The following is a 12,399-nucleotide window of genomic DNA, read 5'->3' as shown; positions in this document are numbered from 1 at the left end:
TCGCCGCGGGGCGCGCCGGGCGGGGGGGGGGGGGGGGGGGGGGGGGGCGCGGGGCGGGCGGGGGGGGGGGCGGGGGGGGCCCCGTTCCGGCCCCCGCGGGGGGCCCGGCCCCACCCGGGGTGCGGCCCGCCCGCTGTACGGGTGTCGTCCCGTGCCCGTCGGGGCCGTGCTGCTACCACAGTGCCATGTCCCACCACCTCAGCGGCCCCGACCTCCGCTCCCCCCGCGGTGACGCCCGGCTGGACCTCACCGACCTGTTCGCGTTCCCGGCGGCCGGCGCGCCCGGCCGGACCGTCCTCATCATGGACGTGAACCCGTACGCCCCCACCCGGGCGGCCGCGTTCCACCCGGACGCGGTCTACCGGATCAACATCGACAACGACGGCGACGACCGGGCCGACGTCGCCTACTCGTTCACCTTCTCCGACCCCGACGCCGGCGGCCAGACCGTGACCGTGCGGCGCGCCACCGGGGCGGCGGCGCAGAAGCACGAGGCGACCGGGGACGTCCTGTTCAGCGCCGTCCCGGTCGCCTTCGGCGACGCGCCGCACGTGGTCGAGGCCAACGACTACCGGCTCTCCGTCGGGCTGCGCAGCGATCCCTTCTTCGTGGACCTCGAAGGGATCGTCAACGACTTCACCTGGACCGGCAGGGACGCGATGGCCGAGGCCAACGTCTTCGGCATCGCCCTCGAAGCGCCGGACGCCGAGCTGGGCCCCGAGCCGACGATCGGCGTCTGGGCCCGGGTCAGCCTCCGCCAGGGCGGCCAACTGGTCTCCGTGGACCGGGGCGCCCACCCCTCGCTCACCGCGTACTTCAACGCCGAGGAGGTCAAGGACGCCTACAACGCGGGTGAGCCGGCCGACGACTGGGCGACGTACCGCGAGCCGTGGACGGCCGTCCTCCAGCACACCGGGGACTACACCACCGAGGCGGCGACCGAGACGCTGAAGCTCGTCCTGCCCGACGTCCTCCGCTACGACCGCTCCCGCCCGGCCGGCTACCCCAACGGCCGCACCCTGGTGGACGACGTCACCTCCGCCCGCCTGACCATGGTCACCGGCGGCAAGATCACCAGCGACCACATCCCCCCGCACACCGACCTGCTCCCCTTCTTCCCCCACCTGGGCCACCCCCACCCGGTGAAGTAGGTGAAGGAGCGACCCGGACCGCTGGACGCCGGCCGGCCGGCAGTCGAGGCGGCCGTCAGTCGAGGCGGCCGTCAGTCGAGGTGCTGGACGCCGGTGAGGCCGGAGTTCTCGCGGACGAGGGCGCGGGCCTGGTCGGGGGCGAGGGGGTGGGCGAAGAGGTAGCCCTGGCCGAGGGGGCAGCCCATGGCGGCGAGCAGGTCGCGCTGCTCGACGTTCTCGATGCCCTCGGCGATGACCTGGACGCCGAGGGTGTCGGCGATCCGCGTGATGCCCTCGACCAGGGCGTACTGCTGCTGTGACAGCCCGAGTCCGTCGATGAAGGACTTGTCGATCTTCAGGATGGAGATCGGGAACTCGCGCAGGTAGGAGAGCGAGGAGTACCCGGTGCCGAAGTCGTCGATCGCGATGCCGACGCCGAGCCGGCTGAGCGTGCGCATGTCGGTGTGGACGCGTTCGTCGCGCCGCATCAGGACGGATTCGGTGAGCTCCAGGACGAGCGCGCCGGGGTCGATGCCGGAGGACCGCACGGCGCCGCGCACCACGTCCACGAAGCCGGCGTCGCGGAACTGCCGGGCCGAGACGTTGACGTTGACCCGCAGCGGCGGGCGCCCGGCGGACCGGCGCTGCTCGCTGGTGAGGCGGTGCCAGACGGCCGCCTCCTGGGCGGCGCGTTCCAGCACCCAGGCGCCGAGCGGCACGATCTGGCCGCTCTCCTCGGCGAGGGCGATGAACTCGTCGGGCAGGACCATGCCGCGCCGGTCGTGCGGCCAGCGGACCAGCGCCTCGAAGGCGACCAGGTCCCCCGTCGCGAGGTCGACGATCGGCTGGTAGTACAGCTTGAACTTGGATTCGGCGATCGCAGAGTCCAGGTTCTCGTTCAGCTCGTGCCGCTCCACCAGGCCGGCCTGCAGCGCGGGCTGGTAGTGGCACCACTGCCGCTTGCCGGCCGACTTCGCCGAGTACAGCGCCAGGTCGGCGTGGCTGAGCAGTTCGGTCGCGTCCACGCTGTCCTCCGTCGTCGCGACGCCGATGCTCGCCGTGACCCGGACCGCGCCCGCGCTCAGCTTGAACGGCTCGGCGAACGCGGCCAGCACGGCGTCCGCCGTGGCGCCGACGTCGGCCGGCCTGGTCGCGTCCTCGACCAGGACCGCGAACTCGTCGCCGCCGAGCCGGGCCGCCGTGTCGGAGGTGCGCAGCGCGGTGGAGACCCGGAGCGAGACGGCGACCAGCAGTTCGTCGCCGACCGCGTGGCCCTGGGTGTCGTTGACCACCTTGAAGTCGTCCAGGTCGATGAAGAGGACCCCGGTGACGGCGCCGCTGCGCTCGCCGCGGGAGAGCGCGTGGCCGACGCGGTCCTGGAAGAGGACGCGGTTGGCCAGGCCGGTGAGCGAGTCGTGGAAGGCCCGGTGGGTGAGTTCGCGCTCCATCTGCCGCTGCTCGGTGACGTCGCGCAGGGTGAGCACCAGGCCGCCGACGGTGGGGTCGCCGCGCAGGTCGTTGCAGCGGACCTCGGCCTCGATCGGGGTGCGGTCGTGCCGCAGCAGCCGCCAGTGCTCGCGCTGCGGCTCGCGGCCGCCGGCGCCCTCGCCGGCCGGCCGGGCGCCGCCGTCCAGGCCGCGCATCCGGGCGAGCGCGCTGCCGACGGCGCGGCTGTCCTCGGGCGGGACGAGGTCGGTGATGAGGGTGCCGTCGAGGTCGGGGTAGCCGAGGACGCGTTCGGCGGAGGAGGAGGCGTAGCGGACGCCGTCGTCGGCGTTGAGGATCAGGATGACGTCGCTGGCGCTCTGCACGAGGGTGCGGAAGTACGCCTCGCTGTTGCGGCGGTTGACCTCCTGGCTCAGCATGACGCGTTCGACGGCCAGGGCGGCCTGGGCGGCGAGGATCTCCAGCGAGCTCCAGAGGCTGGTGAGCTCCTGCTCGGTGCCGGTGACGATGAGCGCGCCGATCAGCGGGTCGCCGGAGGGGCGTTCGGCCAGGGTGAGCGGGCAGAGCAGGGCGGAGGGCATGCCGTCGAGACGGACGGCGAGGTCGTTGCCGATCTCCTCGACGGGCAGTAACCGGGTCTCGCGGACGGCGGCGAGGGCGAGCACCTCGTCCGAGTCGGAGCCGTCGCCGATGGCGTGCTGGGCGGGCCCGCGTTCGGCGTGCCGGACGTGCAGGACGCCGCCCTCGGTGACGGCGAGCAGGGCGACGTGGCCGGGTTCGGAGGGCATCAGGGTGGAGGCGGCGACCTGGACGGCGTCGGCGACCTCTTCGACGGTGACGGCGGCGGTGAGTGACGCGCCGGCCTCGCGCAGTGCGCGTTCCCGGGCGACGGCCTGCCGCCGGGCGTGGACCACGACGGCCAGGCGGGCCAGGACCAGCAGGTAGAGCACGGCGGAGAAGGCGCCGATGACCCCGGCGTTGCTGGTGTTCCCGCTCAGCGACTCGACGATCAGGATGGTCGGCGCGATCAGTGAGGCGAGGGTGAGCAGGGCCAGCCGGCCGGGGCTGAGGTCGACCTGCTGGCTCGGCACGGGTTTGGTCAGCTCGACCATCGAGGGGTGCAGCGCGGCCGCGCCCCAGGCGGTGTAGAAGGCGGCCCAGCCGAGGTCCACCGGGGTGCCGATGTGCCAGTCGCCGTGCAGCTGGATCAGCCCGTACAGGATGTCGGAGATCAGCAGGCCGATGGTGCCGACGGTGAGCAGTTGCAGGGCGCGGCTGCCGCCGCCGCGTGGGGTCAGCAGGCGCAGCAGCAGTGCGAGGACGACGACGTCGCCCAGGGGGTAGGCGATGGAGACGGCCTTCTGCAGCCAGGTGAGGTCCGGGTCCCGGGCGTACGGGAGGACCAGGTAGATCCAGACGAGCAGCGCCATGCCCATGGTGAGGATGAGCGCGTCCAGCAGGCCGGCGCGGTCCTGATGGGCCGTCCGCCAGCGGATGAAACCCAACACGCCCGCCGCGTAGAGCAGGTACTCGGCGAGGTAGAAGCCGTCGGCGACGGATGGGAAGGGATTGCCGAGGTGGAGGAACTGCATCTGGATGACCTGGACCACCTCGCCCGCCGTGAAGCTGAGGTTGGCGAGGGCCAGCAGGTACCAGAAGAGCGCGTGGGAGGGGCGGTTGAGACGGACTCCGACCACGATGGCGGTGACGCCGCCGAGGCCGATGCCCGTCCACCAGATGATCCGCTGGGTGGGGTTGATGTAGTAGATGCAGGTGAACAGCACCATCCACAGCAGGTAACCGACCATCAGGCGCTGGCGCCGGCGTGTCAACGAAGCTACCTCCTCCGCGACATCACCCCGCCGGTGGGGCGGGGGAGTTCGGGTGAGGACCGGATCTTCCTGGGGGTCGCCCTTCGGGCAGGGGCCGCGTCCGTCCGGACGGTCGCGGCCGGACGTTCGAAATGGGCCATGAGTGCGTATAGTCGGAAATGTCGCATCTCCCAGCATTCTGCCGCCACAGCACGAGGTCAAGCCGGTGGACGAGGCACCAGAGGGCGCACAGGGCGTGCGAACGGAGGCGAACTCCGGGCGTCACGCCGTGTTGTGCAACGAGGACGGTCTGTATGCGATCTGGCCCGGTGACTTCACCGTTCCGAGCGGCTGGCGGACGGTGTTCGGGCCGGACGGCCGCGCGGCCTGCCGGGCCTACGTGGAGCGCGAATGGCGCTGGGGCGGGCTGGGGCTGGGGCCCTTACCGTCGGGCCTCGGGCCCCCGGCGCCGGGCGGGGGAGGCGGCGCCGGCCGCCGGAGCTCCCGCGCCGGGTTCGCCGACACCGTGCACGGGCTGTTCCGCGCCCGCGCCGCGCACGATCCGGAGGCGACCGCGGTGCTCGCCGACGACGGCGCGCTGACCTACCGCGAGCTCGACCGGCGCAGCGACCGGCTGGCGGCCGCCCTGCGCGCCCGCGGCGTCGGGCCGGACCGGGTGGTGCCGGTCTGCCTCGAACGCGGATCGGACCTGGTGGCCGCCTGGCTCGGCGTGCTCAAGGCCGGCGGGGCGTTCCTGCCCCTGGACCCGGCCCACCCGGAGCGGCGGCTGGCACAGCTGGTCAGGGACTGCCTGGCGGAGGTCGTGGTGGCGGCGCCCGGTCGGCGCTTCGCCGGGGTCCCCGTGCTCGGCGCCGACGCGGGGAGCGAGGGCGCGGAGGGTGGCGAGGGCGCGGAGACCGGCGAGGGCGCAGGGGCGGCCGGCGAGGGCGCGGAGACCGACGAGGGCGCGGGGGCGGCCGGCGAGGGCGCGGCGGCTCCCGCGCCGGACCCCGCCACCCCGGACGACATGGCCTACCTGATCTACACCTCCGGCACCACCGGCACCCCGAAGGGCGTCCCGGTCACCCACCGTTCCCTGGTCTTCACCCTCGACCGGGTCGTCCACGCCTACGGGCTCGGCCCGGGTGACCGGGTGCTGCAGCTCGCCGCGCTCGGCTTCGACACCGCGCTGGAACAGGTGCTCGCCACCCTGGTGGCCGGCGCGACCCTGGTCCTCGGCGGCGCGCGGACCTGGGCGCCCACCGAGCTGGTGCACCGGATGGGCGAGCTGGGCCTCACCGTCGCCGACCTCACGCCCGCCTACTGGCACCACGTGCTCGCGCTGCTCCCCGAGGGCGGTCGCGTGCCCGGCGGCCTGCGGCTGATGGTCGTCGGCGGGGACACCGTGCACGCCGACGACTGCCACACCTGCCTGGAGCGGCTTCCCGGCGTCCGGCTGGTCAACGCGTACGGCGTGACCGAGGCGGCCGTCACCTCGACGCTCTGCGAGGTCACGCCCGCAGTGCTGGCGGGCGGCGCCCACGGGTGCCCGGTGCACGGCGCGGCGGCCCACAGCGGGGCCGCGGCGGACGGCACCGCCGCGGCGCCCGGCACCACCGCCGTGCCCGGCAGTCCCGGCGCCGCGCCCGGCGGTGCCGACCACGGCGGTGCCGACCCCGGCGGGGTGAGCGCGGCGCCGGTGCCGATCGGGCGGCCGCTGCCGGGCGTGCGGGTGCACGTGCTGGACGCGCGGCTCTCCCCGGTCCGGCCGGGTGAGAAGGGCGAGATCTACCTGGGTGGCCCCGGCCTCGCCCGGGGCTACTGGCGGCAGCCCGGCCTCACCGCCGAAACGTTCCTGCCCGACCCGTACGCGCCCGTGCCCGGTGAACGCATGTACCGCACCGGCGACGCCGGCCGCTGGCGGGCGGACGGCAACCTGGAGATCCTCGGCCGCTTCGACGACCAGGTGAAGGTCCGCGGCTACCGCGTCGACCCGGCCGAGGTCGAATCGGTGCTCGCCGCGCACCCCGACGTCCGGCAGGCCCGTGTCGCCGCCGACGGCAGCGACGACGGCACCCGCGTGCTCACCGCCTACTACACGCTCACCGAGCGCTCCGGCTCCGGCGCCCGCGCCCGGCGCAACCAGATCCGCGCCTACCTGGCCGACCGGCTGCCGGACTTCATGGTTCCGGCCGAGTTCGTGCTGCTCGACAGCATGCCGCTCACCGCGCACGGCAAGATCGACCGCCGCCGGCTGCCGCACACCACCCCGCAACTGCAGCGGCGGGACGGCCACCCGCATCCGGACGAGGCCGCGCCCGCCGACACCGTCGCCCGCCCCGACGACGCCCCGCCCGCCGACGGCAACGGCAGCGCGATCGAGGCCGGCATCGCCCACCTCTGGTCCGAACTGCTCGAAGTCGACCGGGTCGGACCGGCCGACGACTTCTTCGAGCTCGGCGGCAACTCGCTGCTCGCCATGGAGATGCTTGCCCGGATCCGGATCATGTTCGGCATCGACGTCACCCGGATCCGCTTCCTCACCCGCTCCCTGCTCGGCGACTCCACCCTGCGCGCCTTCGCCGTCGCCACCCGCACCGCCCGCTCCACCCGGAACGGCCTCGGCGAGACCGCGGTCGACTGGGTCGCCGAGGCCGAACTCGGCACCCCCGTCCGGCAGTCCTGGCGGCCCGCCCCCTCCCGCGCCGAACCCGCCGAGATCCTGCTCACCGGCGCAACCGGCTTCTGCGGCGCCCATCTGCTGCACACCCTGCTGCGCACCACCGGCGCCCGCATCCACTGCCTGGTCCGCGCCCCCGACGAGGAACACGCCCTCGAACGCATCCGCGCCGCCCAACAACGCTTCCTCCGCCACGACCTGGCCGACACCCGGGTCGTCCCGCTGGTCGGCGACCTCACCGAACCGCTGCTCGGCCTGACGCAGCACCGGTTCGAACAGCTCGCCGGCAGCCTGGACGCCATCCACCACCTCGGCGGACAGGTCAACTTCATCTACCCGTACCGCCAGTTGCGCGCCGCCAACGTCGGTGGCACCCGCGAGATCGTCCGGCTGGCCGGCCACTCGCGCGGCATCCCCGTGCACTACCTCTCCACCCTCGCCGTGCTGGCCGGCTTCGGGCCGGCGGGCGTCGTCGAGGTCACCGAACGGATGCCGCTCGCCCACCCCGACAAGCTCGCGGTCGGCTACGTGGAGAGCAAGTGGGTCGCCGAACAGCTCCTGCACAACGCGGCCGCGGCCGGACTGCCGGTCACCGTGCTGCGCACCAACGACGTCACCGGCGACCTCTCCACCGGGGTGATGAACACCGGCACCGAGATCTGCGCGCTGATCAAGTACATGGCGGACAGCGGGAGTTGCCCGGACGTCCGGCTGCTGCTCGACTTCGTCCCGGCGGACCGGTTCAGCCTGGCCGTCGCCCACATCACCGCGCACGCCCCGGCCAACGGCGAGGTCTACCACGTGACCTCGCCGCGGCCCGCCGTCCTCGCCGACCTCGCCGCCCGGCTGCGGGCCCACGGCTACCCGGTGGACGAAGTCCCGTACGACGCCTGGGTCCAGGACCTCGTCCGCTTCGCCGCCGGCCACCCCACCCACCCGATGACCCCGTTCGTCCCGCTCTTCGTCGACCGCAGCCCGGGCACGGACCTCTCCATCAGCGAGATGTACTTCCGCCCGACGTTCCCCCTCTTCGACCGGTCGAACACCGAACGGGCGCTGGTGGGCAGCGGGATCGACCTGCCGGCGGTGGACGCCGGGCTGTTGGACGGCTATCTGGAGCAGTTGGCGGCGGAGGGCTTCCTGGCACCGCCGTTGGGGGTGGTGCGGCGATGAGCGGGGTGCCGGGCTCGCGGGGCACCGGGGGTGGTGCGGCGATGAGCGGGGTGCCGGGCTCGCGGGGCGCCGGAGGCGGTGCGGCGATGAGCGGGGCTTCCGGAGCCCGTACGGCGTTGGAGGTGGTGCGGCGATGAGCGAGGGTGCCGGGCGGATGTTCGAGGGGGTCGACGTGGCGCGGGCGCCGGGGGACGGCCCGGCCGCGTTCGGGGGCGGGCTCGGGGCGGACGTGCTGCTGGCCGCGTACCGGCGCGGGCTGTTCCCGATGCCCGCCGCCGACGACTACGCGAGCGCCTTCAACGAGGCCCGGTTCGAGCAGGCGGTGGCCGCCGGCGAGGTGGCGCTGCTGCCGGGGGCGCCCGAGGGCGACCCCTACGCGCTCGCCTGGTGGTCCCCCGACCCGCGCCCGGTGATCGCCCCGGACGGCGTCCGCCTCGGCAGCCGGCTCGCCCGGCGGCTGCGCAACACCCTGCCGTGGTGGACCAGCGCCGACCTGGCCTTCGACCAGGTCCTCGAAGCCTGCGCGGACGGCCGCCGACCGCCCTGGCTCACCGAGGAGTTGCGCGCCGCGCTGCGCAGCCTGAACGAACGCGGCGCCGCCCACAGCGCCGAGGTCTGGGAGGGCGAGGAGCTGATCGGGGGCGTCTTCGGGGTCGGTGCGGGGGCGGTGCTGAGCCTCGACTCGATGTTCCACCGCCGCCCCGACGCGGCCCGCGTCGCCGTCGCGGACCTCGCCGCCCGCTTCGCCGCCGCCGGTGGCCGCCTCCTCGACGCCCAGTGGGACACCCCGCACATCCGCACCCTCGGCGCCACCCTCGTGCCGCGCGACCGCTACCTGGCGGAACTCGCCGCCCCGGCGGAGGTCCGGCCGCTGGTGGGGAGCGCACTGCCGGTGGCGCGACTCGGGCGTGACTGAACGGTGCTGCGGCGCGGGGGTCTTCCGCGCGGCCCCGGTTCCGGGCACTGTAGGTGCCGTCGGGGGACGCCGAAGCGAGGGGCGGGCGGGGGCGTGAGGAAGCGGGAGCGCGAGCAGCGGGGCGAGACCCACCAGGTGGCCAGTGCCGGCGTCCACAGCCCGGTGACCCAGATCGGCTCGCTCTCCGTCGGCGCCGGCCCCTCCGGCGCGGGCCGCGTGGCCCGCACCCTCTCGCGCGCGCTGACCGGGCTCGCCGTGGTGGAGCTCGTCCTTTCGGTCGGGACCTCCCTCCTCGGCGGCCCGGCCTGGGGGCTCGCCGTCGGAGTCGCCCTGGCCGGACCGATGCTCCTCGTCGCCTTCGGGCTGCTGCGCCACGCCGCGGCGGAGCGCAGGGCCTCGGCGGCCCGGGGGGCGGGAGCCGTCGCCGCCGGCGGGACGATCGTGGGCGGTGCCGTGGGCCCCGGGCCCGCGACGGCCGCGGGGCGGACCTCCTGGGGCGGGCTGTCCGTATCCGTGAGGAGCGTGCGGACAGCCCGGCCGCCGGTCCGGCCCGGACCGGAGGTCCAACGGCCGTCCCGCGCCGTCCCCGGGCCCCGCCGGCGCAAGCCCGTCCGCGGGCTCGACGAGCTCGCCGAAGACCCGCACGTGCCGGAGGCCGCCGAGACGCTGGCACGCGGGCTGGAACGCCTCTTCCTCGCCCTGGGGCCCCCGCCCGGCCCGCCGCGCCGAGACGTCGTTCCCCAGCCCGCGCCGGAAGGTGACACCACGTGACCAGCCCCGAGGAGAAGCACACCCGGCGTCCGACGGCGCTGGAGATCGCCACCCAGTGGGCCGAACTGCCGCCCGAGCACCTGCGGATCGCACTCGAGCACCTGGAGTCGGAGCTCCAGCGCGAACACGAACACCTGATGGCCAGGGACCGCCACCAGGCCGAACTGCAGAAGGCCCAGGCCGAGGCGGCGGCCGCGCTGGAGACGACCCGGCAGGTGGCGCTCCAGGAGAAGGAGCCCCGCGCCCACCAGCTCTACCTGGTCGGTCCGGTGGCCGGCTTCGTGCTGGCGGCGGGGATGCTGGCGGGCTCGGTGATCGTCGGGCTGGACGGCCGCCAGTGGCTCGCCGGACTGCTCGCCGGGCCGAGCCTGATCGCGCTCCCGGTGGTGTTCGTGCTGCGCCGCACCGACCCGGTGCTGGCGCGGGCCGTCCGTCGCGGCGCGGTCACGCCGGGCAGTGCCCCCGCGCCGGACCGCGAACCGGTCGCGTCGTAGGGGCCGTCCTGGCCGGCCGGCCCTACCCTGGGCGCATGCTGTCTGTGGTGGTGGCCCCGTGGGGCGGCGATCCGGTGCTGGTGCGGCGCGGTGACGAACTGCACGATGCGGCGAGCACCATGAAGGTGGCGGTGCTGGCGGCGCTGCACCGCAGCGGGGCGGACCTGGACGCGGAGATCCCCGTCGTCAACCGGTTCGTCTCCGTGGCCGGCGGGGAGTTCGGCAACGACCCGGACTGGGACAGTGATCCGCGGCCCTGGGCGCTGCTCGGCGGCACGGCGCCGCTGCGCACGCTCGCCGAGCGGATGATCACGCACTCCTCCAACCTCGCGACCAACCTCTGCCTCGCCCGGGTCGGGCACGAGGCGGTGGCCGAGGTCTGGCGGCGGGCGGGGGCGACCCGCAGCGCCAGTCCGCGCGGGATCGAGGACTACCGGGCGCGCGACATCGGCGTGCACAACCGGGTGAGCGCACTCGACCTGGTCCGGCTGCTGCAATCCCTGGCCGAGGAGCCGGAGTTGCTGGCACTGCTGGAGCGCAACGCGTTCCGGGTGGACCTCGCGGCCGGGCTGCCGCCGGGCACCCGGGTCGCCTTCAAGAACGGGTGGTTCCCGGGCGTCCGGCACAGCGTCGGGCTGGTCAGCCCGGAGGACTGCCCGCCGTACCTGCTCGCGGTCTGCTACACCGGGCCGCTGGCCTCCGGCGAGGACGCGCACGAGGACGACCCGGCGGCCCGCCTGGTGGCGCGGATCTCGGCGGAGGTCTGGCGCCGCCGCCATGACATCGCCGCCGGCCGCGCCATCGCCGCCGGCTGCGGCGCAGAGCCCGGACACGCCGCCGGCTGCGGCGCAGAACCCGAACACGCGCCCCGCTAGGCCGCCGCGAGTGACTCCAGCCCGTGGAGCGCGGCCTCGTTGAGCAGGTTGATCCGGACGAACCCGGGGTGGTCGGGGAGTTCGAAGTAGCGGCCGTCGAGGGCGAGCAGGCGGTCGGCGGGAGCGGTCGGCCGGGCGAACAGGAAGTAGCCGGTCTCGATCGCCGCCTGTGCGGTCAACGCGCCGCCGGCGGACAGGCGTTGGTGGTTGGCCCGGATGTGGTCGATCAGCCGGTGGTTGCCCTCGACCCGCATCAGGTCGGCGGCCCGGTGGGCGAACAGCCGGTCGGCGAGGGTGACGTCGCCGTGCAGGTTGAGGTGCAGTTCGGCGAGCGGCTCGCGGAGCCGTTCGGGCACCAGCAGGTGGGCGCAGCGGTAGCCGTGGATGGACAGGTACTTGGTGGGGCAGACCATCCGCAGGGTGAGGTCGGCGGGCAGGGTGGCGGAGTCCTCGCGACGGCTGCCGTCCCAGCGCAGGTACTGGAAGGTGCCGTCCACGAACACCAGGGAGCCGGTGGCGAGTTGCCATGCGGCGAGCTGCTTGAGCACCAGGGCGGGGACGCGCCGGCCGGTGTACCAGACCGGGTCGGTGAGCAGCAGGACGGTCCGCTCGTCGGGCAGGTTCCAGGTGAACTCGCCCTGGTGGGCGTGGGTTTCGGCGGCGGCGACGGGTTCGATGCCGAACTCCCGGAAGAAGTAGGCGAATTTGTAGTACACCGGTGGGAGGTAGTGGACGCGGGTATGGCCGGTGAGCCGCAGCCAGGTGCAGAAGGTGCCGATCAGGCTGGAGGAGCCGCCGGCCGGGACGATCTGCCCGGGGGAGCGCTCCTCGCCGTCGTAACTCTCGTGCAGCCGGGCGAGTTTGGTGCGCAGGGCGTGGTCCTCGTCGATCGCGGAGTACCGGCTGACGTCGCCGAGGCGGTAGGGCGGGGTGTGGGCGAGGTCGCCGAGGTAGTCGGCGACGTAGGGGTGGGCGCCGTTGTAGTCGGAGACGAAGAGGCGTCCGTCCGGCCGCTGCCGGGCCTTTTCCACGGCCTCGTGCAGGTCGAGCATGCGGAACAGCGACGACATCCCGTACCCCTCAAGGCGATCAAGCTTTTTGTC

The 12,399-nt window shown here is 74.4% G+C and carries 8 protein-coding genes; 6 read left to right on the top strand and 2 right to left on the bottom strand.

Translation table 11 applies throughout. The features are described from left to right. Positions 1-185 precede the first annotated feature (185 nt). On the top strand, positions 186-1,151 hold the full coding sequence (locus tag ACFVHB_RS10825) for a DUF4331 family protein (protein ID WP_380318424.1): 966 nt from the start codon (positions 186-188) through the stop codon (positions 1,149-1,151). A gap of 71 nt (positions 1,152-1,222) precedes the next feature. On the opposite strand, the gene ACFVHB_RS10820 is transcribed toward ACFVHB_RS10825, so the two are convergent. Beyond that, entirely contained in the window at positions 1,223-4,408 is a 3,186-nt protein-coding gene (locus ACFVHB_RS10820; protein WP_380318421.1) for a putative bifunctional diguanylate cyclase/phosphodiesterase, read from the bottom strand. 205 nt (positions 4,409-4,613) lie between these two features. Between ACFVHB_RS10820 and ACFVHB_RS10815 the strand changes: the two genes are divergently transcribed. The 5 genes from ACFVHB_RS10815 to ACFVHB_RS10795 all read left to right on the top strand — a co-directional run bounded on the left by ACFVHB_RS10815 (position 4,614) and on the right by ACFVHB_RS10795 (position 11,296). Then, on the top strand, positions 4,614-8,240 hold the full coding sequence (locus ACFVHB_RS10815) for a thioester reductase domain-containing protein (RefSeq protein ID WP_380318418.1): 3,627 nt from the start codon (positions 4,614-4,616) through the stop codon (positions 8,238-8,240). Positions 8,241-8,373: 133 nt separating this feature from the next. Further along, positions 8,374-9,156, top strand: a complete 783-nt coding sequence (locus ACFVHB_RS10810) for a leucyl/phenylalanyl-tRNA--protein transferase (protein WP_380318415.1) — start codon at positions 8,374-8,376, stop codon at positions 9,154-9,156. 93 nt (positions 9,157-9,249) lie between these two features. Then, positions 9,250-9,927 carry a hypothetical protein gene (locus ACFVHB_RS10805; protein WP_380318412.1) on the top strand — a complete coding sequence of 226 codons (678 nt, stop codon included), beginning with the start codon at positions 9,250-9,252 and terminating at the stop codon, positions 9,925-9,927. Next, complete coding sequence (locus ACFVHB_RS10800; protein ID WP_380318410.1) at positions 9,924-10,421, top strand: hypothetical protein; 498 nt, start codon at positions 9,924-9,926, stop codon at positions 10,419-10,421. Before ACFVHB_RS10805 ends, ACFVHB_RS10800 begins: the two co-directional genes overlap by 4 nt. A gap of 35 nt (positions 10,422-10,456) precedes the next feature. Next, complete coding sequence (locus tag ACFVHB_RS10795) at positions 10,457-11,296, top strand: serine hydrolase (protein WP_380318407.1); 840 nt, start codon at positions 10,457-10,459, stop codon at positions 11,294-11,296. Here ACFVHB_RS10795 and ACFVHB_RS10790 read toward each other — a convergent pair. After that, entirely contained in the window at positions 11,293-12,366 is a 1,074-nt protein-coding gene (locus ACFVHB_RS10790) for an aminotransferase class I/II-fold pyridoxal phosphate-dependent enzyme (RefSeq protein ID WP_380318404.1), read from the bottom strand. The two genes, ACFVHB_RS10795 and ACFVHB_RS10790, sit on opposite strands and share 4 nt — an antisense overlap. Positions 12,367-12,399: the final 33 nt, after the last annotated feature.

It is taken from the genome of Kitasatospora sp. NPDC127111 (genome assembly GCF_042677465.1).
Lineage (GTDB): Bacteria > Actinomycetota > Actinomycetes > Streptomycetales > Streptomycetaceae > Kitasatospora.
The sequence above is the reverse complement of the archived record's forward strand: the minus strand, read 5'-3'. Positions and strand labels throughout refer to the sequence as shown.

Coding starts and splice junctions, on each gene's coding strand:
- ACFVHB_RS10825 (WP_380318424.1), top strand. CDS start 186: ATGTCCCACCACCTCAGCGGCCCCGACCTCCGCTCCCCCCGCGGTGAC.
- ACFVHB_RS10810 (WP_380318415.1), top strand. CDS start 8,374: ATGAGCGAGGGTGCCGGGCGGATGTTCGAGGGGGTCGACGTGGCGCGG.
- ACFVHB_RS10795 (WP_380318407.1), top strand. CDS start 10,457: ATGCTGTCTGTGGTGGTGGCCCCGTGGGGCGGCGATCCGGTGCTGGTG.
- ACFVHB_RS10790 (WP_380318404.1), bottom strand. CDS start 12,366: ATGTCGTCGCTGTTCCGCATGCTCGACCTGCACGAGGCCGTGGAAAAG.